General features: G+C 46.0%; 24 protein-coding genes. 19 read left to right on the forward strand and 5 right to left on the reverse strand.

Annotated features, from left to right (window positions below):
* Positions 1-129: 129 nt before the first annotated feature.
* The gene (locus B4V02_RS00450) at positions 130-1,449 is read left to right on the forward strand and encodes an amino acid permease (RefSeq protein ID WP_094153364.1); all 1,320 of its coding nucleotides are present in this window, start codon (positions 130-132) and stop codon (positions 1,447-1,449) included.
* A 296-nt stretch (positions 1,450-1,745) separates the two neighbouring features.
* On the opposite strand, the gene B4V02_RS00455 is transcribed toward B4V02_RS00450, so the two are convergent.
* Positions 1,746-2,696, reverse strand: coding sequence for a helix-turn-helix transcriptional regulator (locus B4V02_RS00455; protein WP_094153365.1), 951 nt, complete (start codon positions 2,694-2,696; stop codon positions 1,746-1,748).
* Positions 2,697-2,796: 100 nt separating this feature from the next.
* On the opposite strand from B4V02_RS00455, the gene B4V02_RS00460 reads away from it, so the two are divergent.
* Together B4V02_RS00460 and B4V02_RS00465 are read left to right on the forward strand one after the other, a co-directional pair.
* Complete coding sequence (locus B4V02_RS00460; protein WP_094153366.1) at positions 2,797-3,225, forward strand: pyridoxamine 5'-phosphate oxidase family protein; 429 nt, start codon at positions 2,797-2,799, stop codon at positions 3,223-3,225.
* 165 nt (positions 3,226-3,390) lie between these two features.
* Complete coding sequence (locus B4V02_RS00465) at positions 3,391-3,828, forward strand: hypothetical protein (protein WP_094153367.1); 438 nt, start codon at positions 3,391-3,393, stop codon at positions 3,826-3,828.
* Between the two features lie 69 nt (positions 3,829-3,897).
* On the opposite strand, the gene B4V02_RS00470 is transcribed toward B4V02_RS00465, so the two are convergent.
* Both B4V02_RS00470 and B4V02_RS00475 read right to left on the reverse strand, forming a co-directional pair.
* Positions 3,898-5,016 (reverse strand): WG repeat-containing protein, encoded by a 1,119-nt coding sequence (locus tag B4V02_RS00470; RefSeq protein WP_094153368.1) that lies wholly within the window; start codon positions 5,014-5,016, stop codon positions 3,898-3,900.
* Between the two features lie 436 nt (positions 5,017-5,452).
* Positions 5,453-6,415 carry a tyrosine-type recombinase/integrase gene (locus tag B4V02_RS00475; protein WP_094153369.1) on the reverse strand — a complete coding sequence of 321 codons (963 nt, stop codon included), beginning with the start codon at positions 6,413-6,415 and terminating at the stop codon, positions 5,453-5,455.
* A 99-nt stretch (positions 6,416-6,514) separates the two neighbouring features.
* Between B4V02_RS00475 and B4V02_RS00480 the strand changes: the two genes are divergently transcribed.
* The 7 genes from B4V02_RS00480 (at position 6,515) to B4V02_RS00510 (ending at position 12,551) form a co-directional block, all read left to right on the forward strand.
* Positions 6,515-7,087: an HD-GYP domain-containing protein gene (locus B4V02_RS00480; protein WP_094153370.1), complete on the forward strand. Its 573-nt coding sequence runs from the start codon at positions 6,515-6,517 to the stop codon at positions 7,085-7,087.
* A gap of 20 nt (positions 7,088-7,107) precedes the next feature.
* Positions 7,108-7,650, forward strand: a complete 543-nt coding sequence (locus B4V02_RS00485; RefSeq protein ID WP_094153371.1) for a PilZ domain-containing protein — start codon at positions 7,108-7,110, stop codon at positions 7,648-7,650.
* Positions 7,651-8,084: 434 nt separating this feature from the next.
* A complete protein-coding gene (locus B4V02_RS00490) occupies positions 8,085-8,402 on the forward strand; it encodes a PTS sugar transporter subunit IIB (protein WP_007433040.1) in 318 nt (105 codons plus the stop codon).
* On the forward strand, positions 8,395-8,727 hold the full coding sequence (locus tag B4V02_RS00495) for a PTS sugar transporter subunit IIA (RefSeq protein ID WP_007433039.1): 333 nt from the start codon (positions 8,395-8,397) through the stop codon (positions 8,725-8,727). Before B4V02_RS00490 ends, B4V02_RS00495 begins: the two co-directional genes overlap by 8 nt.
* Before the next feature lie 92 nt (positions 8,728-8,819).
* Positions 8,820-10,148 carry a PTS cellobiose transporter subunit IIC gene (gene celB, locus B4V02_RS00500; protein WP_094153372.1) on the forward strand — a complete coding sequence of 443 codons (1,329 nt, stop codon included), beginning with the start codon at positions 8,820-8,822 and terminating at the stop codon, positions 10,146-10,148.
* Positions 10,149-10,221: 73 nt separating this feature from the next.
* Positions 10,222-11,631, forward strand: a complete 1,410-nt coding sequence (locus B4V02_RS00505) for a glycoside hydrolase family 1 protein (protein ID WP_094156911.1) — start codon at positions 10,222-10,224, stop codon at positions 11,629-11,631.
* Between the two features lie 209 nt (positions 11,632-11,840).
* Positions 11,841-12,551, forward strand: coding sequence for a GntR family transcriptional regulator (locus B4V02_RS00510; protein ID WP_094153373.1), 711 nt, complete (start codon positions 11,841-11,843; stop codon positions 12,549-12,551).
* 104 nt (positions 12,552-12,655) lie between these two features.
* On the opposite strand, the gene B4V02_RS00515 is transcribed toward B4V02_RS00510, so the two are convergent.
* Positions 12,656-14,197 carry a family 43 glycosylhydrolase gene (locus tag B4V02_RS00515; RefSeq protein ID WP_094153374.1) on the reverse strand — a complete coding sequence of 514 codons (1,542 nt, stop codon included), beginning with the start codon at positions 14,195-14,197 and terminating at the stop codon, positions 12,656-12,658.
* A gap of 296 nt (positions 14,198-14,493) precedes the next feature.
* Here B4V02_RS00515 and B4V02_RS00520 point away from each other — a divergent pair, with 296 nt between their 5' ends.
* The 8 genes from B4V02_RS00520 to hmpA all read left to right on the forward strand — a co-directional run bounded on the left by B4V02_RS00520 (position 14,494) and on the right by hmpA (position 22,148).
* Entirely contained in the window at positions 14,494-15,051 is a 558-nt protein-coding gene (locus tag B4V02_RS00520) for a glycerol-3-phosphate responsive antiterminator (RefSeq protein ID WP_167383731.1), read from the forward strand.
* A 160-nt stretch (positions 15,052-15,211) separates the two neighbouring features.
* Positions 15,212-16,282 (forward strand): extracellular solute-binding protein, encoded by a 1,071-nt coding sequence (locus tag B4V02_RS00525; RefSeq protein ID WP_244188423.1) that lies wholly within the window; start codon positions 15,212-15,214, stop codon positions 16,280-16,282.
* Between the two features lie 28 nt (positions 16,283-16,310).
* Complete coding sequence (locus B4V02_RS00530) at positions 16,311-17,126, forward strand: ABC transporter permease (RefSeq protein WP_244188424.1); 816 nt, start codon at positions 16,311-16,313, stop codon at positions 17,124-17,126.
* A gap of 1 nt (position 17,127) precedes the next feature.
* The gene (locus B4V02_RS00535) at positions 17,128-17,916 is read left to right on the forward strand and encodes an ABC transporter permease (protein ID WP_010346988.1); all 789 of its coding nucleotides are present in this window, start codon (positions 17,128-17,130) and stop codon (positions 17,914-17,916) included.
* A gap of 2 nt (positions 17,917-17,918) precedes the next feature.
* On the forward strand, positions 17,919-18,968 hold the full coding sequence (locus B4V02_RS00540) for an ABC transporter ATP-binding protein (RefSeq protein ID WP_094153377.1): 1,050 nt from the start codon (positions 17,919-17,921) through the stop codon (positions 18,966-18,968).
* A gap of 31 nt (positions 18,969-18,999) precedes the next feature.
* Positions 19,000-19,797, forward strand: coding sequence for a sugar phosphate isomerase/epimerase family protein (locus tag B4V02_RS00545; protein WP_094153378.1), 798 nt, complete (start codon positions 19,000-19,002; stop codon positions 19,795-19,797).
* Between the two features lie 49 nt (positions 19,798-19,846).
* On the forward strand, positions 19,847-20,632 hold the full coding sequence (locus B4V02_RS00550) for an HAD-IIA family hydrolase (RefSeq protein WP_094153379.1): 786 nt from the start codon (positions 19,847-19,849) through the stop codon (positions 20,630-20,632).
* A gap of 286 nt (positions 20,633-20,918) precedes the next feature.
* Positions 20,919-22,148, forward strand: a complete 1,230-nt coding sequence (gene hmpA, locus B4V02_RS00555) for an NO-inducible flavohemoprotein (protein WP_094153380.1) — start codon at positions 20,919-20,921, stop codon at positions 22,146-22,148.
* A gap of 119 nt (positions 22,149-22,267) precedes the next feature.
* Here hmpA and serS read toward each other — a convergent pair whose 3' ends face one another.
* Positions 22,268-23,557 carry a serine--tRNA ligase gene (gene serS, locus B4V02_RS00560; RefSeq protein WP_094153381.1) on the reverse strand — a complete coding sequence of 430 codons (1,290 nt, stop codon included), beginning with the start codon at positions 23,555-23,557 and terminating at the stop codon, positions 22,268-22,270.
* A gap of 685 nt (positions 23,558-24,242) precedes the next feature.
* Between serS and B4V02_RS00570 the strand changes: the two genes are divergently transcribed.
* Positions 24,243-26,795, forward strand: a complete 2,553-nt coding sequence (locus B4V02_RS00570; RefSeq protein WP_094153382.1) for a DUF2339 domain-containing protein — start codon at positions 24,243-24,245, stop codon at positions 26,793-26,795.
* Positions 26,796-26,901: the final 106 nt, after the last annotated feature.

A 26,901-nucleotide genomic window follows, 5' to 3' on the forward strand; every position in this document is an offset into this window, starting at 1 on the left:
CTATTGTTCTCCTAAAAATGTCTTTATAATAAGGGCCATTATCACTAAAATATACTACTGTACAATTAAAATGTTTTGTAAACGCTAACAAATTCATCAGGTTGATGACTAACAAGGAGGAATTATTATATGAATGGGAATACTGCAAAAAAAATAGAATTTCAAGCTGAAGATACTGCAGTAGAAAATGAGAAATATCCAGAACCCAAAAAGTGGCATAAACAGGATACTACCTGGGCATTGAGCCTTTTTGGAACAGCAATTGGAGCAGGAGTACTCTTTTTACCTATTAATGCAGGTTCAGGTGGTTTATTATCATTACTGTTAATTACCATACTTGCATTTCCTGTAATGTATTTTTCACATAGGGCGCTTGCTAAAATGATAAACGCCTCCAATTCTGGAAATGATGGGATTACAGGTACAATAAGAGAGTATTTCGGAAATAAGGCAAGTATAATTTTTAACATAGTATATTTCTGCTCAATTTATACTATTGTGCTGATGTATTCGGTTGCACTTACAAATACGGCAAGTAGTTTTATCGTGCATCAATTACACATGGCGGAGCCTCCAAGGGCTATTTTATCGCTTGTATTAGTACTCGGTCTTATAGCTATACTAAATTTTGGTCAAGATATTACTGTAAAAATAATGAGCATGCTAGTATATCCTTTTATCGTTTCTCTACTTTTTATCGCAATATCTTTGATTCCACAGTGGAATACGTCAATGCTTAGTTTTTCAAATGTTTCTACTGCTTCAACAGGATCGGGATATTTTGGAACGATATTGATGATACTACCAATCATCGTATTCTCGTTTAATCATTCTCCTATTATTTCGTCATTTGTTACGAAACAGAGAGCTACCTATGGAACATTAGCTTCTGATGCCAAATGTGCTCAAATACAAAAAGTTTGTTATATCATGACATTCGCTGTTGTTATGTTCTTTGTTTGGAGCAGTGTCATGAGTTTGACTCCAAATGATCTTATAATGGCAAAACAACAGAACTTGTCAATTCTATCATATCTTGCTAATCGACTTAATTCGCCTCTAATCACTATTGCAGCTCCTATCATTGCTTTTATGGCCATAACAAAGTCCTTCCTTGGCCATTATATAGGAGCATATGAGGTAATGCGTGACGTGATTATCAAGTTCAATAAAACACGCGGAAAAAATGTAGAAGAAAAAACAGTTAAGACAATGATCCTTGCTTTTGTCGTATTATCATGCTGGTATGTTGCTTATGCAAATCCAAGCATTCTTGGAATCATTGATTCCCTTAGCGGTCCGTTAGTTGCTGCTATCTTATGTCTATTACCAATGTATGCGATCCGTAAAGTACCAGTACTAGCTAAATACAGAGGGAAAATAAGCAATGTATTTGTCATTGTTATAGGTTTACTTACTGTCCTAGCAAGTATTATGTCATTATTCTAATTCACTATTGTTGGTTCTAGTGTAAAAATAGCGAGTTATGAAAAAAGAACGAAAGATTCCTAGTGGAATTGAATTTTATGTTGTTAAACCAAAGAGATCATCGCATGAAGCCAATTGAGATGATCGGGATTTTCTTTGACGCTGAACTTAAGTGGCTGCTGATCGTATTAGGATGGTTGCCAATGAGGAGGAAGGTCACTTTTCCATGCTCGTCTGGAAGGAGCCCGGTGAAGAGCTGGAGGTATGGACGTATGCTTCCCAGCATGAATACCGGTTCAGTCATTGGATCATGCTATTTATCGGGATTGCTCTTGCCTCCGCTTATATCGTTGGGACATTCTTTCAATTCTACGGATCATTTCTTCTCTTACGTCCGGCGGCTCCAGGCATTCGCATTGGTCACCGAAACTGAGTAGAAGATTGTAGCCGAAATCATCAGCGATAAATGGAAAATGAACCATGAAGTGATTATCTCCATGGGGCGTGATATGTTCGCTGCTGCAATAATCCAGCATCCGATCTCTAAGGGATTCGTGAATCAGCAACTGGATGGGTCTTTGCTTTTGAGACATGATACTGGTAAATTCGGAGATCGACTCAGGTAATTCCCTACGTATAAAGGTCTCATCCAGAACTTCCAGCTGGGATATGCGGGATAATTTGAATAAACGAAAGTCCTGCTTATGAAGGCAAAAACCTTGAACATACCAATGATTTTCCTTTAAAGCGAGCTTGTATGGTTCAATCCTGCGGATACTCGTTCGGCCTTTGCGGTCGGAATATTGGAAGGATAGAAGAGAGTGTTTTTGAAGAGCAGTTTTAATCATTTCTAAAAACACCTGCAAATTTACATTGCCCATCCAAGGCTTGAGGTCGATCATGATTTGACTTGATTTCAGTTCTATTTCGTGAGCCTGCTCTGTTGGCATGAGGCTTTTGACTTTGGCAAGTGTACCTAACATCTGTTCGCGGGTCAGCATGGGTGAAATGCTTCCAAGCCCCATCAGGAGTGTTGTAATATCGGCAGGTGTGAACACTTTTTTATCCACTTTATATTCGTCCATGATACGGAATCCGCCGTTCACGCCAGGAGCCGATACGATAGGTATACCCGCCATGTTGATGGTCTCAATATCTCTATAGATGGTTCTAAGTGAAACCTCAAACATGTCAGAAAGAGACTTTGCGCTCATTCTTTTACGTTCAAGCAGAACCATAATAATAGAAATTAGTCGGTCAATTTTCATATAGCATCAGCCTTTTTATTTTCATTCTGAATTGTTGCCATAGAGCTGTCAATGGTCGGTGATAGAATCATGTCGTAAAGCAATTGAGGAGGCTGATCATATGAGCAACATGCAAGGGTATTACGAGATTTTGGAAGAGACGAACAGGATCGCTTTGGCAACATCGGTCGACAACATTCCCAATGTCAGAAATGTCAATTTTGCTTATGACACCAACAGGCCGGGAATTATTTATTTCACGTCAGATCGGAGAAATCAGAAGGTTGTCGAGTTTGGAAAAAATAATAAAGTAGCTTTTACAACGATCCCGACAGAAGGCATTCCTCATGTTCGTTCCCACCATGCTATGGTTGAGAAGAGTAAGTATTCCATAGACGAGGTGAAGGAGCTATTTTTGGCCAAGGTTCCGGGGTATGATGAAATTCTCTTGGGTCTCCGTGAGACATTGGAGGTTTTTGAAATTCAAATAAAGGAAGCCACGATCATTTTGGGATACGATCAACAGCCGAGTCAGATCAGGTTCGAGTAATTCATGCGCTTTGTCGGGGAACTTCTTTCCCGGCAAGGCGTTTTATATTTACCAGTTCTTCGCGTATTACGTTGTTAAAGAAAGCCGGAATTCACCTAAAATGTTGAGAGGGAATTGAGGCCAACATCATTTCCTCCACAACTTATATTCAGGGGGAAATTCAAAATGGCTAGAAGTGCAAGCACCTACGAGTCTGTAATTGACGGTTTTAAGGTAGAAACGAACAGAAAGTATTCATCGGTAGGAGGAACCAAGTGTAACATTTTTGCGCAGAATGTGATGTCCGCTATGTCGGCTGACCTACCAAGTGGCTTAGCCAATCAAATGGCGGATGCTTTATTGGGTAACAAGACGCCAGGGTGGTACTCCGTAACCTTTCAGGATGCTCAAAAAAGGGCAAATCTCGGATATCCTACCGTCGGGATCAGAAAAGCGGAAGGGCATGGTCATGTCGTCGTTGTCAGACCGAAGGGTTCGTCAATTACGATTTTAAAAGAGGTACAAATTGCTCAGGCGGGGACCAAAAATTATAACAGTAATACTATTAACTATTCGTGGGTGGCAGCAGATTTGCCTGGAGTAAAATTTTACACGCATGACTGATGACTCCAAGGCAATAACGAATCGGCCCCCGGAAGCAGATCCATTCAATCTGCCTCCGGGGTCGTTTTTTTATTTTGAAACGGAATGTTTGGATATAATGAAAGCTTTACCCGGCTTGATAAAGGCAACAGCATAGCCGTTGGAGAAGGAGGAGGATTCCACCCTATACTCAAGCTTGGTCAGCAACTGGCCTTGACGATTGATGTAACCGAATTTTCCGTCTGAGACGGATGAATGTGCTTGTTTGCCTACTAAAGCCAAGCCTTCCTTGAATGGGAATGTGACATCATATTTTTGTTGATATTTAATGACCAGGGCTCCGTTTTTATCAATAAATCCGACCTCGTTTTTCGCATTTTTTACACTCGCCAAGCCTTCACTGAAATCCTGGGCATCGGTAAATGTAAAGGGAATAACGACTTTTCCCTGTTTATTGATGAAGCCCCATTTTCCTTTGGCATTTTGTACAGGGGACAGCCCCTCCGAAAAGTCTCCTCCAGATTTATATTGAAGAGGAATAACTTCCTTTCCTGTGGTGTTTATATATCCGTACAGCCCTTTGCTATTCTGAACAATAGCCAAGCCATCGGAGAAGCTTCGACTATATTTGTATTTATAGGGGATCGCTAATTGACCGGAAGCATTAACAAAACCGATCTTCCCTGTGTTGGGGGCGTAGGCAAGCGCCAGACCGTCTGTTAACAGATATTCCGAATCAACGTTTTCTTTAAAATGAGTAAGGACCTTTCCTGTACGATCAATAAAGGCATTTTCTTTGGTGGAGGCTAGGGTGATCTTGGCCTTTCCTTCGCTAAACCAATGAGCTTCGGTATATTGGCAAGGAATGACCAGTGTTCCTTTGGTGTTAATGTACCCATAGAGATTGGTTTTTGTGTTTTTCACAATGGCCCGTTGCTCATGAAAATCACCAACAGGCTCAAACTCGGAGGGTAGGGAGAACGCTTTTTCCCCTCTGGTATTATAAAACACAAGATTCCCAGCAGATGTTTCAGCGGCTAATAGACCATCATGAAAAGCACCGTCGCTTAGGGGCCGAGCAAGGTTGTAATCCAGCAGTGTTTTGGAAACCTCAATAGCTGTTGCACTGCTGGAAGCAGCCGAACCCATCCCGGAAACGGCAACGCTGGTACATAGAATCAATATAGCTAATCCGAACTTTTTTAACATGCATAGGCTCCTTTGCAAGTTGATTTACCATAATATAGACGGAAAAAATGTAGGAATGTTTCTTGTAATTCAAAATTTTTCTAATTTTCGACACGAAGATAGGGGAGGTGCATTATCATCGGTGTATAGATCAAATGGAAGAGGGAAGCTGCTATTCGCAGCTTCCCTCTTGTGGATTATTGTTATCACGGATATATAAGTGACAGTTCAGTATGATTATGTTATCGACTAATGTTCTGCTCAAAGGGCATAATTATAAAGAGAAATTTTATATCTCAAGAACTATCTGGACACTCTTTAAATTGTAAAATGTTAGAAATGAATAGCGTACAATATTCATTGTGCGATATGTAAAATGAGCTAAAAAAAGGACCTCTTGCATTTTATTTTAGTCATTTAAGACTATTTTTTCAACTCCTTTTTTATAACTATATACCTATAGTATATCCTTTAAGCAGTCTTCCACGTAGTCGGGAGCTGCTTTTTGCATTTGGCTAACCGTATGAAGGTAGCGTTGCGTCGTATTGATGTGGGAGTGGCCCAGATTTTCCTGCACCTGCTGTAACGATGCCCCCTGAATCAGGGCCAATGTAGCGTTCGTATGGCGAAACCAGTGGGGCGTTATCTTTTTCGTGATACCGACTTCTTCCCTGGCCCGCTTAATGATCGTTTCTACTTGTCTTACAGACAATGGGAACAGTCTTTCAGGCATATCTAATGGCTCATCCAGCGGAAGGATACCCTTGAACTGCTTGTACATATTCCAAAGCCTTGGTGGCACTTTCACCTCCCGCTGTTTGCCTCCTTTTCCGTTAAATACGGTCAGCCAAATGAATGTCTCTGTCGGATCGTAATGGAAATGATCCCACTGTATAGCTACCATCTCAGACACCCGAAGTCCCAATAATACCAGCGTGAGAGCGATAAGATAATTTCGTTCCCCCTGCGTTTTTAAATAGGTTAGAAGCTGGCGCAGCTCATTTTTGGTCAAAAAATGGTTTTTACTGTTCACCGGGATTTTGGGAGTCCGTACACTTGTCGTGGGATTGTGCTGGAAAATATGAATGCTTGGATCGCTTCCCCACTTGTACAGTGACCTTAATGGTGCCAAAAGGCTGGCAATGGTTGCTGGTGCGGGTGTTTGCTTGGTAGAACTGCAAAACCCTTCTAATAAGCCGATTTTATAGACCTCAATATCCTGCCATGTCACTGTCCGCAATGGTTTGCCTGATGTGAAATTCCGGAACTGCTCAATGGCTCTCTTGTAGTTTCGCAGGGTATACGGTGAGCTGCCGCAAGTACTTAAGAATAACCCAATGATTTGGTCATCCGTGTACGTCTCAGGGTTGTGTATGGAATGGGCATGTAGCTGAGAAGATATCATTTTGGACATATACATAGAAATTCCTCCTGTTCGTTCGCACAATGAATATTGTGCGATATTCATTCTCAATATTAAGGCAAACTACTGATCGCGCGCCAAACAGGAGGAATATTTGTGGAAGAAATTTTAGTGAACTGTCTGACTCGCCTTTTATCCAAAAATAAACAAGTGTATGAACACTCCCTGAGGGTTGGAAATATGGCTAAACGGATGGCTTCTTACCTAAATTTCGATGAGCAGCAGACACGGAAATTCGTCATAGGTTGTTGTATTCACGATGTTGGGAAAATATTGCTGCCGGATGGCATATTGGACAAGTCAGCCCCCTTGAATAAGGAGGAGTGGAAAATGATGAAGATCCATCCTCTCCTGGGGACCAAGCTTATTTTGAGAGAGGGGATACTGGATCAGGATGTTGTGGACATCGTCCGATTTCACCATGAACGCTGGGATGGACAGGGTTATCCGTTTGGCATAAGTGGCGACAAAATCCCGTCTATGGCCCGGATGTGTTCCATTATTGATGCTTTTGACAGTATGATTTCGGATCGACCGTATCGCCGGGGCATGTCCATGCAAGAGGCCAAGGAGGAGCTTTGGCGCCACATTGGAACACAATTTGATTTGCTATATGTAGAACGGTTTTTGCATCTGCTTGAGGATCTGTCGAGTGCCCTTGAACAATAACTCAGAGGGAGGCATGCTCCATGACATCCATTATCATAGGATTTATCATTTTAATTATCGTTGTGTGTCTGGTCAACGGAATTGTTCATTTTATGGATCTAAAAAAACAATTGGGTATGAAAGAGCTGGAGAAGAAGGAGCTTAAGAAGTCACTGGAGGAAGCCAACAGCAAGTTGAATCGGCGGGAAGCCTTTCGTTTGGGTGTTCCGGACGAGGGGTGTGCGTTTGAGTTTTTACATTTTGGCGACGAGGCTCTGGCAGGGCTTACCCATAGAAAAGGGATCGGTAAAATACAAGACATTAGTGTAAAGGGGCTAAAGCTGATTTGCGATTATGATCTACCTTTAAAAAAAACGGTCCTCATCCAGATTGAATTCGAGCTAAACAAAGAGCCGTTTGTCTTGCAGGCACACTTAATCCGAAAAGAGGCGCATATTAGCCAGCCTTTTATTACATACGGGCTTATATTTGTTGAAATGATTCCTACGGACCAGGAGAGGCTGGTGTACTGTATTAATCAGCGTGTTTTAAAACAAGCAAACCCCACAACATCTGTGGTATAAAAAAAGCCGCGATCGCTTTTGTCTAACCCATTCCCGCATTGAATGGCCTGAGCCGCTGGGATTGGAAGACAAAGACGATCGTGGTTATTTATTGCGCGCATCAAACATCAGGTAAGGCGCATATCGCAGCCATAAATCAGTGTTATTGTCATCATCGGGCATACTCATGGCGAAACCTCCGTATCGTGTAATGTAGCTAAGTGGCATGCCTCGTCTATATGACACCCGGTGTGCACTTTGAGGGACAAATAGGTACTCGTTAATTTTTTTTCGAAGAAAAGAAAATAAGTGTCATTGCGAAAAAAGTCTATACATATAAATTAAATGTATAGACAAATCGAAAAAGCGGATTTATAATTACTGTGCAACCGTTTTCTGGTAAACGTTTTCTAGTCGTTAGCATCCAAATCAGACCTTGAAGGGAAGGAACAATCATGAAGAAAATTTTACTGGCGTGTAGCTCAGGTATGTCTACAAGTTTGCTGGTTACCAAGATGCAGGATTATGCCAAGTCCATTGGGGACGAGGCTGAAATTTGGGCAGTAGGTCAAGATCAGGCATCAGAAGACATGGCTAAGGCTGATGCGGTATTGATTGGCCCGCAAATGAGTTTTCTCAAGGGGCAGCTGGAAAAGGAAGCAGCCCAATATGGTATTCATGTAGAAGTGATTGACATGATGGCCTACGGAATGGTTGACGGTAAGAAAGCCTATGAGCAGGCTGTGAAGCTGGTGGAACGTAAAAATGGATAAAGTCAACATAGCTGAACTGACGGAAGAACAAATTAGCTTCCAGCTTATTCTCCATAGTGGAAGCGCTCGCAGTAAAGTGATTCAGGCGCTGAGCGAATACCGCAATGAGAATGCGGAAGGTGCGGACGAATTGCTCAAGCAGGCGAAGCAGGATTTGCGTGCAGCGCATGATATCCATTTTCAAATGGTCCAGAAGGAAGCGGGAGGAACCCAGACTCCTTTCTCACTCCTTCTGATGCATGCCGAGGATCATCTGATGTCCACGGCTACCATGAAGGATTTGGTTCAAGAGCTGCTGGAGCTGTTCAAATCCAGAGATCTATAGCTGGACCTGAAAGTTTGTGAAATTTGTGAAATTTGTGACATGAAATGCTTGCAACCATTTGGTGCAAGTCACTTCGCGGGGAGGAATAGGCTTTGTTTGAAAAATTAAGCCGGATACTGATACCTATTGCCGGTAAACTGAACAACAACCGCTATCTTACTGTACTGCGTGATGCATTTATGCTGTCATTCCCATTGACGGTTTTTGGCTCCATTATCGTTGTTATTATCAATCTGCCGTTCTTAAAAGGATGGATGGGCGAGGGCAATCTGACGACTTTTCAAAATCTGCTGAATATTGCGCCTAATGCCACACTGAACATCATGACCCTATTCGTGGTCGTCGGGATTGGTTATTACCTATCTCGAAGTTATAAGGTCGAACCCATATTCGGCGGCATGATCGCGTTGGCCAGCTTTTTGATGCTGACCCCGTTCGTGCTGACACAAGAAAGCGGTGCAACGATTGCCGGGGTCATTCCGGTTGATCGGATCGGGGCCAAAGGCATGTTCCTTGGTATGATCGTTGCTTTTATCGCGGCTGAGATTTACCGAAAGGTGACGCAGCGAAATTTTGTCATTAAAATGCCTCCAGGCGTTCCGCCGGCAGTTGCCAAATCGTTTGCCGCTTTGCTTCCGGCGTGTATCACATTGGGCATATTTTTGATCATCAACGTTATAGTTACCCTGACCCTTCACAATAACCTGCATGATTTGATTTATCATGCCGTTCAGGCGCCGCTGGTGCATTTGGGCAGTGGAATTATACCTACATTGATTGCTATTTTCTTTGTTCAGCTCTTATGGTTCTTTGGGCTTCATGGTCAAATCATTATCAACTCGGTTATGGACCCGATCTGGAATACGCTGGCACTTGAAAACTATGAAGCGTACTCCAAAGGTTTGGAACTGCCGCATATTATCACGAAGCAGTTTGTGGATATTTATACAGTAGGTATCGGTGGTACAGGTATGACACTGGCTGTCGTGCTCACGATTCTGATCTTCCTGAAGAGCAAGCAGTTGAAGCAGGTCAGTAAGCTGGCCCTTGGACCGGGCCTGTTTAATGTCAACGAACCCGTCATATTCGGTCTGCCGATTGTGATGAATCCGCTTATTTTCGTTCCATGGGTCATTTCTCCCATGATTGTTACGCTGATTACTTACTTTGCCATGTCCACGGGTATTGTACCACCGCCCAACGGGATACAGGTTCCTTGGACGATGCCGTTGTTCTTTAGTGGAATGATGGGTACGGGCTCCCTGATGGGCGGCGTGCTGCAACTGTTTAATATGGCTGTCGTCTTTGTCATCTGGTTCCCGTTCCTGAAAATTATTGACCGGATGAACGTTCGTAAAGAGCAGGAAGAGGAGCTTAGCCAAGCAACCCTTGCAGGTAAGGATCAAACTGTTGGAATGTAACGTGAATGGGCTGCTGAAATAGCAGCTTGTTCATTGCAAAAGAGAGAGGAGTAGAGCTGTGAATCATACCGAAATGAAAGATATAGAGAAGCAAGCGATTCAGTACCGTTTTCCATCCGACTTCTGGTGGGGTTCATCAGCTTCGGCTACCCAGACAGAAGGAACCGTGGAGGGGGACGGCAAAGGACCGAACATTTGGGATTATTGGTTTGAGCAGGAGCCGAACCGTTTCTATGACGGAGTCGGCCCTGCCGATACATCCCGTTTCTATACCCGTTACAAAGAGGATATTGCACTCATGAAAGAGCTTGGTCACAACTCTTTCCGGTTCTCCATTTCCTGGTCACGTCTGTTTCCGGCGGGAAGAGGTGCAATGAACCAGCAGGCGGTTCAGTTCTATAATGCCGTCATTGAAGAATTGCGGCAGGCGGATATTGAGCCGTTTGTGAACCTATATCATTTTGATTTACCGATGGCTTTACAGGAAAAAGGAGGCTGGGTGAACCGGGAGACGGTCGAAGCTTACGTGGATTACGCTAACACTTGCTTTGAGCTGTTCGGGGATCGTGTAGCCAAATGGTTTACGCATAACGAGCCGATTGTCCCGGTGGAAGGCGGCTATCTGTACGATTTTCACTATCCGAATGAAGTGGATTTCGGCAAAGCTGTACAGGTGGGATATCATACCCTGTTATCGAGCGCAAGTGCCATTAAGGCTTACAAAGAGGGAGGCTATAAAGGTAAAATCGGTATTATTTTGAACCTGACGCCGACCTATCCGCGTAGTCAGCACCCGGCAGACGTGAAGGCTGCTGAAATATGCGATGCGTTCTTTAACCGTTCCTTTTTGGACCCATCTGTGACGGGAGAATTTAATCCTTTGCTCGTAGAGCTGTTACGCCAAGAGGGATTTCTACCTTCGATTGAAGAAGGAGATCGGGAGATTATACGCCAGGGTACTGTGGATCTGCTGGGCATTAACTATTATCAGCCGCGCAGAGTCAAGGCCCGTGAAAGTCTTCCGAACCCGGATGCGCCTTTTGTGCCAGAACGTTTCTTTGACTATTATGCCATGCCTGGTCGCAAGATGAATGAGATGCGGGGCTGGGAAATCTACGAGAAGGGGATTTACGATATTCTGACCAATGTCAGACAAAATTACGGCAACATTGAATGCTTCATTTCAGAAAACGGAATGGGCGTTCAAGGTGAGGAAAAATTCAGGGATGCACAGGGCATGATCCATGATGAGTATCGCATTGACTTTATCCGTGAGCATCTCAAATGGGTTCAACGGGCCATCACGGAAGGCTCCAATGTGAAGGGCTATCACTTATGGACGTTTATGGATAATTGGTCCTGGACGAACGCTTATAAAAATCGCTATGGCTTCGTGTCTGTCGATCTTCAGAACGAAGGCAAAAGATCCGTTAAACAGAGTGGGCACTGGTTTAAACAGGTGATCGAAAATAACGGATTCTAAGGTGATAGGTGGTCCTCTGGACCGCCTTTTTTTCTTCATCGCTGGAAATGAGCTATGCTGTATACCGCTGGTGAGAAAGTATAATGTTCGGTATACTACTTATACCGTAATACCTTAACGTCCCGCCTGCAGAGACATAAGAACCAGCGCTACCGGTGGTTTTGGTAAAATGCTGACATAAAACAATTTTTAGTACAGGTGGTAGACAGATGAACAAATACGAGCGGATTGCACAAGAGGTCAAACAGCGTATTATGAATAAGACCTATAGCGGTGATGATCCGATTCCCGATGAGATTTCACTGGCAAGTGAGTTTCAGGTAAGTCGGATGACGATTAAGAGGGCATTGGATACGTTGGTGATGGAAGGGCTGCTGAATCGTAAAAGAGGACATGGCACCTTTATCGTCAAATCGGTTCATAATGGTCCTGTTAACGTCGTGGTCAATGAAATGCTGGGGTTAACCAACGTACTGCGCGGGAAAGAAATCAAAAATAAGATTGTCGCCTTTGACGTTCAATTTCCATCCGCGGAAGTAGCGGCTCATCTATTTATTGATGCCAATTCTCCTGTATATCATGTGATCCGTCTGCGTGTTGTGGAGGGTGAGCCGTATGTTATCGAGCGCACGTACATGCCTACGAAGCTGATCAGCGGTATTACCGAGCAGGTGCTGTACGGCTCGGTGTATCAACATATTAAGGAGGAGTTGGGCCTTAATATTGTCGGTTCACATCGTACAATCCGCGCATCCAAGTCGACTGAGCTGGATCGGGAGCATTTGGACTGTGCAGCGGATGATCCAATCTTGGAAATTGAACAGGTGGGTTATTTGGATACGGGGATACCATTTGAGTACTCATTCTCGCGGCATCGGTACGACAAATTTGTGTTTACCACAGTGAACCGGATGCGTTGAGCGGCGTGTACGAAGCGGGATGGTAATGGGTAAAAAGAAAACATGGCAGAAGGAGCCTCCTCTATGCAGGTGCTTCCCTGCCATGTTCTTTTTCATGAAACGAATTAGTTGCCCAGCAGTCTGACTTCATGCACCGTTGGGGTATACCAGTTGTTTGGATTATTAAATAATACCGCATTTACGAGATTGATTCGCACGTAGCGGGCTTGGAAATTGACTTTGTCACTGGTAAAGCCATACGCAGTATTGGTCGTGCGGTCAATGGTGGAATAATGAATTCCATCCGTGCTGTATTCAATTTTATATTTGTAATACGCTTCAGAGCCTTTGTACATAAACCATGAAATATCCACTTCGCTGATGGTCTTGGTACTGCCCAAATCGACCTGCCACCAAGCAGGCCAGGATGCAGATGCAGCCTTCCACGAGGTTTGGGCGTTGCCGTCGTTCGCCAGTGAAGCCGGAGAAGCGGATGCAGCAGAGCTGGCAGTTGCGGTTTTGCCTTGCGCGTGATTCACAAGGGACGGCAAGATGACCGAGCCTGTTGCCGCATCCAGATCCCAACTACTGTACCAGTTCAGGGTTGCTGTTTTATTGGAGTCATTCAGCGTCAGCGGCAACCAGATGAATTTGTGGTCGCTCAGGTTGAGTGGATTCCATCGGTCGCCCATATAGATGTAGCTGGTTCCTGCGCTGCCTGTAATCGTGGCGATGGAGTGAATTTGCGAGCCATAAGCTGCCGGGTCACCGAAGGGCGACAGCGCAGACCAGCTTCCAGTCATGGAGCTGGCGGTGGCGTAGGCTCCCTGATTCGGATACCAGCCGGATGCCTGCGAGGTGAACAGGTAGTAGGTGTTGTTTTTTTTCACAACAGCAGGGGCTTCGCGGTAGCCATTCTCGAAGATCCAGCCAACAAATGACTGTACTCCCGTATAGTCGGCTGTCAGCTTGAAGATTGCCATCGTATCGTTGGCACCGCCATTTTTACGGGAAGCTGTAATGAGGTAGCCGCTACCGTCGGTATCCGTGAACACTGTCATATCACGGGACTCGTAATTCAGCGGACGGAAGCTGCCTTGGTAGACAAAATTCCCGTCGGGTGTATCGCTGGTAGCAACAGCTACACGACCGAGCGAATAGTCTGTACCATTTTCATAATGCGCCCATAGTACATATTTTCCGGTGGTTTTGTTGTAAATAACCTTGGGTCGTTCGATTTTGCTGGAATTTAACTCAGGGGCGGAATTTTTGGTGAGAATGGTGCTGCGGAAGGACCAATTTTTCAGATCGGTTGAGGTATATACGTTCACTTTTTCAAATTTCCAGTTCTCGGCATGCTCGCCGTACCAATAATAAGTGGAACCTACTTTTAGAATATTGCCGCTGTTCGCCTGTATCGGGTTGCCAGCAGTGTCTTTCCAATCCGTTCCGTTGGTAATGGCTGTGCTTGCTGTTGCGTTCAGGGATAATTTTGCATGGGTAGCGTCCAAACCATTCAGTGCCTGAATCGCCTCGGTCCCATAGGTTGCATGAGTCACGCCTGTCGTATTGGCATGTGCTGCATCGGGCTGAAGACCTGTACCGGCCACTGCAAGCAAAATACAAATCCATGCGCCTAACCATTTGCTGCTGTTGATCCACTTCACGATATCATCTGCCTCCCTTAATACGGATAGGATGGGCCGGAATGGCTTGTCCCGTGCCTCATCTTCGATTTTATCTTAATTGGAAGCGTTTACAAGTGGAATAAATTGAAGTCTTTGATGATTAAATTGTAAGACTAATGAAATTATAATTTAAAACAGATTTGATACTGCGATGACAAATGTTGATTATTGTTGAACATAAGCGAAAGCAGATGAGCATGTGCTATTATGATCCATTGCTGTTTATCATTTGGCTAACGATGCTTGACGCGACTATGAAGGAAGAAGGAAGCCATATGAACATCAGAGAAATGCTCCAGACTCACCCTATCATTGCAGCAGCAGAGCATGATCATGTGGCGCTGGCTGTTCGCTCTAAAGCGTGTGCGGTGCTGCTGATGCATGGCAAGATTACAAGTCTGCTGGAGACGGAATTTCAGGAGCTGAGGAAGCAAAAGCCGGTTTTTATACATACTGATCTGGTCAAAGGGCTTTCCAATGATAAAGAGGCTGCAGCGTTTCTGGCCGGGCATGTACAGCCTGCGGGCATCGTAAGCACCAAAAGTGCTACAATTCGTGCAGCCAAAAAAGAAGGGTTGCTGACCATTCAGCGTGTTTTCCTGATTGACACAGGATCGTTCCAAACCGCAATTCGCAGTATCAAAGAGAATGAACCTGACGCAATTGAAATCATGCCGGGGATCGCGCCATCTATTATTCCGGCTTTTCAGGAACAGACAGGCTTGCCTATCATTGCTGCGGGACTGATATCGACACCGGAACAGGTGGAAGAAGCAATGAAGGCAGGTGCAGATGCCGTATCGCTAAGCCGATCAGAATTATGGAATCTGTAGGTCCGTGAATTTCATACGATATCTTGGGTGGAGACCATGAGAACCCATAGCTATCCTTTACTGAATGTGATAAGGGGATACCTATGTGTTTTTTTGTGTTCTCTTTTGCATTCAATCGTTCAAGCAGTACAAAAAATCTCAAGGAACAGGTGATTAAGAAATGATGAAGAAAAAATGGGTATGGGGTACAGTCAGTGCGGTAATGGCATTAACTCTGGCAGCATGTTCTACAGGGACAGGTACGAGTGGAGCTGGACTGGCTGGTCAAGATGGCAGTAGCACAAGCAAGGTAGCCATTGCATACAATAACCCGCCATTGTGGGCCAATTGGGAAGCTGTCCAAGCCAAATTTATGGAAAATACAGGCATCCGTGTCCCGGCAGATAATAAAAACAGCGGACAAGCCATGACCGCAATGATCGCAGAGAAGAACAAGCCAGTGGCAGATGTGGCCTATTTGGGCATTACCTTTGGACCGCAGGCGGTTAAAGAAGGAGTGGCTGAAGCCTACAAACCTGAGCATTTTGACGAAATTCCTGCAGGCCTTAAAGACCCTGACGGCAAATGGATGGCTGTCCATTACGGAGCAATTGCTTTCATTGTGAATAAGGATGCGCTCGGGAATGTACCTGTGCCTCGTTCATGGGCTGATCTGCTCAAGCCAGAGTATAAAGATAAAGTTGGTTTCTTGGACCCGACTTCCGCAGCAGTAGGATATAGCGTGGTAACAGCAGCCAATATTGCTATGGGTGGAACGCTCGATAATTGGGACCCAGGCATCCAATATCTAAAGCAACTGGAGCAGAATGGTACGATCCATCCGAAACAGACGGCAACCGCCAAAGTTATGAAAGGTGAGATTCCAATCCTTATTGATGCTGATTTCAACGGATATATGATGAAATACAACGATCAAGCTCCTATTGAAGTCGTGATTCCGAAGGAAGGCTCCCTGAAGGTTCCTTATATCGTGTCCCTCGTCAAAAATGGTCCTAATCAAGACAACGGCAAGAAATATATAGACTTTATGCTGTCGGATGAGGGTCAACAGTTATTCGCTCAAGGTTATGTACGTCCCATCCGCGCCGTAGATATTCCCCGTGAAACAAAGGACAAATTCTTGCCGGAAAGCGACTATGCGCGTGTACAAAGTGTAAATTATGAACAAATGAACAAGGTGCAGACAGAAGTGAATGAACGTTGGAAAAACGAAGTAACCGCTGGCAAATGATAATGATAAAGAGGAGAGAAGTATGGGTATGGTAAGGCACAAAATCTTTTTTCTAACGCCGATCATGATCATCTTCAGTTTCTTTTTTCTCTATCCACTGGTTATTCTCGTGTTAACGAGCCTGAGGAGTGAGGGAGACGGAGCGATGACTCTCCACAACTACACACAAATACTTACTGACCCCTACTATTCTAAAGCACTCGTCAACAGTTTGCTGCTCTCCCTTGCCGCAACCGTATCCTCTCTGGTTCTGGCAGGACTTCTAGCCTTTTTTCTGGCACGGAACGAATTCAAGGGCAAAACGCTGTATTTTACCTTGCTGACATTTCCAATGTCGCTTCCGGGTGTAGTTGTTGGCTTTATGGTCATTATTTTGTTTGGCACTACGGGTGTAATGCCGATGTTGAGCAAATGGTTGACAGGTACGCCTTCCATGGCATTTGCCTATACGATCACAGGCATTTTGCTGGCTTACTTGTACTTTGAAATCCCGAGGGTCATTCTATCGCTATATGGCGCGATCCAGCATTTTGACCGAACTTTGGAGGAGGCGGCCAGAACGCTGGGAGCGTCACCCTGGCAGGCGATCCGTTATGTGGTGCTACCGACCGTATTCCCGATTTTTATAGCTTCTGGTGCGCTGGCTTTCTCTACATCGATGAGTGCGTTTGGTACTGCGTTTACGCTGACTAATGACTTCGACATATTGCCGATCCTGATGTATAACGAGTTTACTTTAAGCTTCAAGATTGAGGTGGCGAGCGCGATAGCCGTTGTGATCGGAATGATTTGTGTGCTGATGAATCTAACGAATCGCATCATTATGGAGAGGGGGATGCGCTAATATGCAAAAGTTGGGCAAAGGCATCATGTATGCTCTGATTGTGATCGTCAGCCTGTTCATGATGATCCCCCTTTTGTTCACCGTGATCGGTTCGTTCGCCAATTACTGGGGGTCAAGCCTGTTTGCTTCGGGCTGGACCTTAAAATGGTACCGGGAAGTGTTTCACTATTACGGTGCCACCATTCTCTTCACACTGGTGATTGCTGTCTCAACCGTAATTATCAATGTGCTGCTGGGCACGATGACGGCTTACCAGTTTTCCAAAACAAACAGCCGCTGGATGATGATCATGGAGGAAATTTTGACTTTGCCGATTGCAGTGCCGGGTGTCGCGATTGCGCTGGCGCTAATCCAGACTTATGCGCCGCTTCGGGAAGCGGGGTGGCTGATTTTGCTAGGGCATGTCATTGTGACGTTCCCTCTAATTTTCAGAACTGTGCTGGGGACGCTCAGAACCAAGAACTTCAAGGCACTTGATGAAAGCGCGGCTACGCTGGGAGCAGGCCCTTTTTACCGTTTTTTTTATGTTATTCTGCCAAGTATCAAATCAGCGGTATTGTCGGGAGCTATGCTGGTATTCCTGCTGTCGCTCGGAGAATTCAATATGACATTTTTCCTGTATACACCGCTTAAAGTGACCCTGCCTGTAGGACTGTATGAAGCTTACTCTTCACTGCGGATCGAGATCGGGAGCGCGTACACGGTGGTATTTCTGGTCATTGCAGTTCCATTGATGTTCATTCTGCACAAGCTGAATCAGTCTTCGACGTATACCAGAGGAGGGGTCTAAACATGGGAGAAACCTATATTCGCATTCGTGGGGTGCATAAGACGTATCCGGACGGAACGGCGGCACTTGAACCGATCAATCTGGACGTTCAGCATGGTGAGGTTCTGGTCCTGCTCGGGCCTTCAGGCTGCGGCAAAAGTACCCTGCTGCGCATTATGGCTGGTCTGGAGAAGTCAAGCGGCGGCTCCATTAACGTCAATGGAGTGGAGATCAACCATCTGCTGCCGGAAAAGCGGGATATTGGGCTGGTGTTCCAGCAGTATGCTTTGTTCCCGACGATGACTGTTGCGCAGAACATTGCTTTTGGCATGAAGCTCCGCAAGAAGAGCAAGCAGGAGATTGCGGTTAAAGTGCAAGAGATGCTGGAGCTGATGAATCTGCAAGAACTGAAGGATCGCAGGCCTTCTCAACTGTCCGGCGGACAACAACAAAGGGTGGCGGTAGCGCGGGCGTTGGCTACAGAACCCAAAATTCTGCTGATGGACGAGCCGCTGACAGCACTGGATGCCAAGCTTAAGGAGTACTTGAGAATTGAACTGGCCCAGCTCTTTCGGAAGCTGAACATCACGACTATCTATGTTACGCATGATCAGGTGGAGGCTATGGCGATTGCCGACCGGATTGCGGTGATGGATAAAGGAGTGGTTCGGCAGATCGGTACGCCCAAGGAAGTGTATCATCAGCCAAAGTCTTCTTTTGTGGCACAATTTGTCGGACAGGTCAACCGATTGAAGGGACAGGCCGTTCATACAAAGGAAGGCTGGTCGGTGCAGTTCGGATTTGCCCTCACACCGTATCACGGCAGTCGGGATTTTATTGAGGGAGAGGAAGTGGAGGCATTCCTCAGGCCTGAAGATATTGAGGTTGAAACGTCAACGGGTCAGGGTTTCCAGGTTCGTATCCGGGAGAGCATCTTCCTCGGGGAGCGCTATAGAGTCATAGCGGATGCAAATGGGCATAAGCTGCTGCTGGACGTTCCCAACGATATTCATCTAAACGAAGGGGATCAGGTGCAGCTTCAGCTTCAGCATCACAAGCTTATTTATACGTAGAAAACATACAGCATTGAGGAGGAACGTCAGCATGAACACACAAATCAGCTACTCTGATCTTCCATTATTGACCTGCTCAGTGGAGGAGAACGTGGAACAACTGGTGAACCATGGCGCGGATAAAATTGAACTGCTTATGGACGGCATCCAGTGGAATTGCATGGATGAGCAGATCAAGAAGATAGGCAAGGCTTTGCGGCTTCACCATTGTACCTTTTCCGTCCATCCTCCAGCGTGGGATACGAATCTGACGAGCGAGAATCAGGCGATCCGTACAGCTTCTTATGAGGAGTACAAAAAAGCGATTGAATTTGCGCATGAGATTGAAGCAGAGCATGTAGTCATCCATCCGGGCTTTTGCTTCTCTCCAGCCTTTGATAAGGTTGTAGCTCAACAGCGTGCACAGGAGTATCTGCACCAGCTTTGTCAGGTAGCAGGGCCTCTTGGAGTCAAGTTGGCAGTTGAAAATGTAGGCTATAACGGCGCTTCCATTTATTCCGAACAAGAGTATCTGAGCTGTCTGGATCAGTTGGATCATACGGCAGGTTATTTGATTGATACGGGACATGCCCACTTGAATGGCTGGGATATTCCGCAAATGATTCGCAGTGTGAAGGAACGTCTGTTTTCTGTTCATATTCATGATAACTCCGGTGTTGGTGATGAGCATCTGCCCATCGGTGAAGGCTCCATTCATTGGCAGCCTATATATAATGCATTACAAGAAGTGGATACTCCTTGTCAACTGATTTTGGAATATTCTCCTGGAACAGCTCTTAACCATTTAGTGAAAGGAAAGCAACTGCTTCGGCAGCATCTTGCACTATAATCCTTTGAACTTAAACGCCATATCACAAGGGCAGGGGACGATTGGGGAGATGGACCCGTCCCGGTATGAAGCCTACTTTTTTGATCTTGACGGAACAATCTATACAGGCAGCGAGTTATTACCGGGAGTGAATGAGGTGATTTCTCGTCTGATTCAGTTGGGCAAGAAGGTCATGTATTTGACCAACACAACGGTATACACCCGCAAGGAGTGTCGTGACAGGCTTAAGGCTATGGGCTTGGAGCCTTCGATAGACGACATTTTGACAGCAGGCTATGTATCAGGGATGTATCTGAAGGAGCAGCAAGAGGATGTACGGGCGTTCGTTATTGGAGAGCGGGCGCTTGAGCAAGAACTGGATGTGCTGGATATTATCCTGACGGATAATCCAATGGAAGCTACGCATTTGGTTGTTGGACTGGATCGGGAGTTCTCGTATGCCAAAATGACGGCAGGTATGAATGCGGTCAGGAACGGGGCCAAGTTCATTGTGGCCAACCCTGATCCGTTCTGTCCCGTACCTGGCGGAATCATACCCGATTCATGGCCTATCGCCAAAGCAATTGAGGCGGCGAGCACGCTTGATATTCAAGTGATGACAGGCAAACCCTCCACTTATTATATAGATAGGGCATTGCAATTATCAGGTCTGGATGCAGGTCGCTGCCTGATGATCGGAGATCGCTTGGAAACAGATATGATGATGGGTGTCAACAGCGCTGTCCACACAGCGCTAGTTCTTACTGGAGTCACAGAGAGCGAGGGCTTGCTTAGGAGCGACATTGTACCTAATTATGTATTTAGTACACTTGAAGACTTGCTGAAGTGGCTATAGTCAATATTTTGTAAGTGAATGAAAAGGGGAACGTCCGTCGGCTCAGGCCTATGGGTGTCCCCCTTTTTGCCTACTTGCGGAAAGGTCATTACCTACACCGGAAAATGTTCATGAATGTGCGATTTGTCATTGACATGTTCAAATATTTCAAATTTAAAGTGACTGCAATCACATTAACGGTTACTTTATGTGGGTATACTGGGCTGTAAATGGAGGGTTAACAATGGGGTGCATATGTTGAAACACCCTTTGTTCATCTTATTTTGGAGAGAAGAGGGATATAAAGATGCTGAGTGAGCAAACCATTGCAACGATTAAATCGACTGTACCTGTCTTGGAGGTGCACGGAACTACGATCACCAAGCGTTTTTACCAGATGATGTTCGAGGCTCATCCCGAGCTGCTGAATATATTCAATCACGCTAACCAGAAGCAGGGACGTCAGCAAGGGGCACTGGCCAATGCTGTATATGCGGCTGCACAGCACATTGATCGTCTGGAGGAAATCCTTCCAGTGGTGCGTCAGATTGCACATAAGCATCGCAGTTTGGGAATCCGGCCTGAGCATTATCCTATCGTCGGAAAATATCTGCTTGCTGCGATCAAGGACGTGTTGGGGGATGCGGCTACAGACGAGGTCATTAACGCTTGGGCCGAGGCCTATGGTGTGATCGCTAAGGGATTTATAGACGTGGAAGCTGAAATGTACAACGAGGCGGAACAGCAGCAGGGAGGCTGGTCTGACTTTAAGAGCTTTGTTGTGCAAAAAAAGGTCAAGGAAAGCGACCAAATTACGTCCTTTTACCTGGTGCCGCAGGATGGACAGGTGCTGCCTGCATTCGAGTCTGGGCAATATATCAGCCTCAAGATGCAGATTCCGGGTGAACATAATACCCACATCCGTCAATACAGCCTTTCGGATGCCCCAGGACAACCTCACTACCGGATATCCGTAAAGCGCGAGGATGCCGTAGGGGCCCGTCCGGCGGGTAAAGTATCCGTGTATCTGCATGAGCAGGTACAGGAGGGCGATGTGCTGCAGGTATCTGCACCGGCTGGTGATTTCACGCTGAACCAGGCAGATCACAGACCTGTCGTGCTGATCAGCGGTGGCGTCGGGCTAACCCCGATGGTCAGCATGCTGGCTTCCTTGGTGAAGTCTGCCCCGGATCGCCCTGTCACCTTTGTCCATGCAGCAGTCAATGGGGATAACCATGCTCTGCGTAATGAGGTGGAAAAGTTGATCGCCGCACATGCACAGGCCGCAGTTCGGTGGTGTTACAGCAGACCAACAGAGCAGGATCGGATGACGCAGGCTTTTCACAAGGAAGGCCGTCTGGACCTGCCTTGGCTGCAATCCGTGGTGCCGGAACGTAACGCCCAATATTACTTTTGCGGTCCTGAGGCGTTCATGCAATCGGTGTATGGCCTGTTGAAGGAGTGGAATATCCCCGTTTCGGATATCCACTATGAGTTTTTTGGCCCTGCAAGTGTGTGGGAAGCAGAAGCGCAGTGAGCATCACAAAAAGACGAAGGATAGCTGTCCTTCGTCTTTTTTGCGATGATTACAATAGGAAATCGTACTTATTGGGTACTACTCATTGGTTACTAATTCTTCTTAGTGTGCTCGTGTTTTCATAAAATGGGCGGGCGCAAAAATTCCATATGCTGCGGCATATACTGACGTAAAGCCTCTGGAATACGGATCGAGCCGTCCTCCTGCTGATGATGCTCCAGCAACGGAATCAAAATCCGGGGCGAAGCGACCGCTGTATTGTTGAGAGTGTAGCAATATTGCAGCTTGCCGTCCGCATTGCGGTACCGGATGTTGGAACGGCGCGCCTGAAAATCAAGCAACTGGGACGACGAATGTGTCTCGCCATAAGCCTGTCGGCTGGGCATCCATGTCTCAATATCCACCTGCTTGTAGGTTTTTTGCGCCATGTCGCCTGTACAGACAGCCATTTTGCGGTAGGGCAGCTCCAGCAGCTGAAGCAGGTCTTCCGCATTGCGCGTAATCTCCTGAAACATCTGCTCCGAAGCGTCCAGACTGGCTTCGCAGAGCACGACCTGCTCCACCTTGGCGAACTGGTGCACACGATATAGTCCGTGCACATCTCTTCCAGCTGAGCCTACCTCATTGCGGAAGCATACCGATACAGCCGCCAGCCGGATCGGAGCGGTGACATCTACGATTTCACCGCTGTAATATGCGACCAGCGGAACCTCCGAGGTGCCTACGAGCCATTGATCCTCCCCTGCGATGCGGTAGGTCTGGTCCAGCCCAAGCGGGAAAAAGCCAGTGCTGCGCATCGCCTCAGAGCGTACCATTAGCGGAACGTCCAGTAGCTGGAATCCCCGCTCAGTCAGCAGATCGACTGCAAGCTGCTGTACGGCCCGGTGCAACGCCACCCCCGCTCCTGTCAGGTAATAGTTACGGGTTCCGGCTGTTTTGACACCGCGAGGAACGTCGAATAGGCTGTGCAACTGGCCGAGTGCCATATGATCCTTCGGTTCAAATCCGAAATCGGGTATCATTCCGACCCGTTCCAGTTCTATGTTATCTTCATCCGATCTGCCCCGTGGCGTATCTGGCGATACGATATTAGGCATCAGAAGCAAGAGCTGTTGAAACTGCTCCTCCACTTCCTGCTGCGGGACTTCCAGACGGTCTAATTGTCCGTTAATTTCTTTGACCTGCCGCTTGGCAGCCTCTGCCTGTTCATTCTTTCCGGCATGAAGCAGCGCCCCGATATCCTGACTACACTGATTACGCGTCTGACGCAGCTGTTCCACTTCCTGCAGCAGCTCTTTTCTCCGATCATCCAGGGTCAGCAGCTCTGCCACTGATACCTGCATTCCTTTGTTGTCTGCTGCTGTTTGTACCTGTTCCCGATGCTCTCTGATCCATTTGATGTCCAACATGACACCGCACTCCCTTTCGGATAAAAATACAAAAAGCGCCCTCATCCACATGGGACGAGGAGCGCTTATATCTCGCGGTGCCACCCAAATTGACCGGACAGCATGACAGATGTCATGACTCTCCAATCCACTTTGCTCCGCTGTAACGGGCGGGTCCGGTTTACTTAGGAACACATATTGCCATAACCTACGCTAACGTATGATCCTTGGCGTAAACGCCTCCGAGTTGGATGCTCTTCACAGGCACAATGTCGTTTGCTTTTTTTTAAGTATACGGATTTTCGGCAGGGCAATCAAGGGTATGAGTGCTGTGCATAGGCTTACTTACTTTTTTCATCATGATCCTTCCAATAAAAATAAATACACAGCGTAATTAAGATCAGTGGAAATAAGTAAAAAGCATCATTAAACCCTGAGGAATGGGTGACTCTTAAATAGTATAGAAGCCAAAACATGGACATGCTTGCTATCAAAGCCATGGTGCCGCTCACTGAATACATGTATATTTCTCCCTTACTAAGTGTAATAGAAATATTGCAAAAGTAGATGGTATTTACAACATTATAATGTATTTTACGGTATTATCCATATTTCATATTTATGAAGGAAAAAAGGTCTCTATAATGCCTTATTAATTTCATGTAAAATGTAATGATTACCAAAATGAACAGCGAGGGAGGAGAACATGGAGGATTTTAAAGATCGTTTACATACGATTCGCCAGGAACAGAACAAGCTGCTCAAGGAGTATCAGACATTAATTGCAGACTATGAAGCCTCGGATATCATTCTGGAGAATGAGGTGCTGCGACAGAGATTTGAGGAATATCAGGCTCGTTGCATTCAGTTGGAAGAGCGGGTACGACATATGGAGCAGGAAAATGGAAGGCTGCGCACTTCGCTAACGGAGCAAATGCTGAGTGAAAAGGCGAATATGATTCGCATTTCCCGTGAAAAGCTGGAGATCTATTTTGCATCCAAAACAACAGAGGGGCAGAATCGGCTGACAGCCTTTGAATATGGGGCCAAGAACCGGGTGGATCAGCTTATTCAGCAAGCCACACATGAGCTTAAAGAGGATCAGGACGAAATCGTCGCCAGATTGCGGCTGTTCTCGGAGGAGATTCGTGACCGGATCATGGAGCAGCGCCAGCGGTTTCAGGAGGCCGAGCGCAAATTGCTTCATCAGACAGCAAGCGAGTTCCAGCAGCTCGGAGAAGAAGAGATCAGCGAAGAAACGATGCAGAAGCGCATGAAGCAGAATCAGTTCGAAATGAAGCTAGGCTTGAACTGGATCAACAAGCTGGGGATTTTGCTCATTATTTTGGGTGTAGGAGCCGCCTTTAAATATTCCTATTCAAACTGGTTTACAGGAAATATGAAGGGTGTAGCCTTCTTTCTGCTGGGAGCGTTGATGCTGGTCGGCGGCGAATGGCTGTACCGCAAGCAGAAGCAGACCTTTGCGCTCGGTATTTTGGGCGGCGGGATTTCCGTGCTGTATGGATCGATTTTCTACAGCTACTTTTTGCTGGAGATCATAGGAATGTATACAGGCATCGGCTTGTCCGTACTGGTTACGGTGACCGCTGTGCTATTGTCATTAAGGTATGAATCGCGAACGATATGCTCTTTTGGTTTAGTAGGAGGATATCTTCCGCTGTTTTCCTATATGGCAGCGAACGGGCTGGAAGGGAATGCGGTTTATATCGCCATGGGTTATCTGTTTCTGTTGAACCTGCTCATTCTGCTTGTATCCTTGCGCAAGCGGTGGGTCATTGTGCAATATATCAGTTTTATGCTCAATACACCTTTGATGGTTGTGCTGGCATGGCTATCAGAAAGCACCGCAGCGAGCATGCTGTATGCAGTTAGTACATTTGCGATGTATCTCGCTATGACGCTGTGGGTGCCTTTCCGTTTGAAGGCAAAGCTGTCATGGCTGGATTTCTCCCTGCTGGCTCTGAACACCGTCGTGAGCTGCAGCGTTCTGTACTCTCTCTTTGGCGATGCGGGTCTGGATGATTACAAAGGTCTGCTGGCATTTGTCTTTTGCTTGGTGTATGGGGGTCTGGGACGATGGGTTAGTCGATATATTCCAGCGGAGAAACAAACGAAAATATTATTTTATGCGACTTCACTGACCTTTGCCATCCTCATGATTCCGTTCCAGTTTGGAGTGAGATGGTTATCCATGGGCTGGTTGATCGAGGCCGTGCTCCTGACTTTGTGTGGGTACCGTTACCGGTTGAAGGAATTGGAGCGAGCGGGCTGGGGCATTTTAGGACTATGTCTGGGCGCATTCTTTTTCGTCGATTTCCCTATATACCTGCTGTCAGGCTTTGAAACGGATTATTTCGGGCTCAAATACACACTCATTACGCTCGGGATGTTGGTTGTTACTTTCTTTTATGCCATTCAATTCAGCCGTCCGGATGCGTTCAAAAACAATCGTTTATATGAAATGCGTGTCATGCAAGGGTTTAAATATGCAGCTTTGGTGAACGTGTATTGCTACCTCTTGTATGAAGCCGGGCACTGGTACAATATCGTCGTATCGGACGGATTTGCCCATTACACCTTGTACAAGGTGTTGCTGTACACGTGCGTATCGCTGGTGTTGGCTTATTTCCTGCCTAAGGTGAAGCTGTTGTACGATCGGGTGATTAAATACTACAGCCTGGCATTGTACGTCATAGGCTATACGTTGGGACTGTTGGTTACCGTAGCGGTTCCGACCTTGCATGAAAATTATGCGCAAAATACGGCTGCTGATTATGTAGCGTTGACGGTACTCACAGCTTTTAATGTGCTGGTCTTCTTCAGCAGCAGGGATTTCCTGAATGCACTGATGACACGTCATTATCGAAGCATAGAGTTGTATCCGGTCATTATGGGGGTATATTTGCTGGGCATTATTACTGCCTTTCTTGGGGTTCAGTTCCGTCTGGGGGATGCAGGTCTCGTATTCAGTCTGGTATATTTACTGCTGGCGATTCTGTATATCGTATACGGCTTTCTCAAGCGGTTGGTCTACATTCGTAGATTCGGTCTGGGACTGACCCTGCTATCGACAGGCAAGCTGCTTTTATATGATCTGCACCTGTTAACAACAGGAAGCACCATCGTAGCCTACTTCTCCTTCGGTGTGGTATTGCTGGCGATTTCGTATATTTATCAAAAAGTATCCAATAGCATGGGAGAGGCCATTATAAAGCAGGATGTCGAAGAAAAAATGTAGTTTTTTGTAGAATTCTGTAGATATTCGACAATATGAAAATAAATTCGATAAATAGTGAAAAATTTTGTATGACCTTACATCCTACTTACGCTATAATGAGTAAAAA

This window comes from Paenibacillus kribbensis (assembly GCF_002240415.1).
Classification (GTDB): Bacteria; Bacillota; Bacilli; order Paenibacillales; family Paenibacillaceae; genus Paenibacillus; species Paenibacillus kribbensis.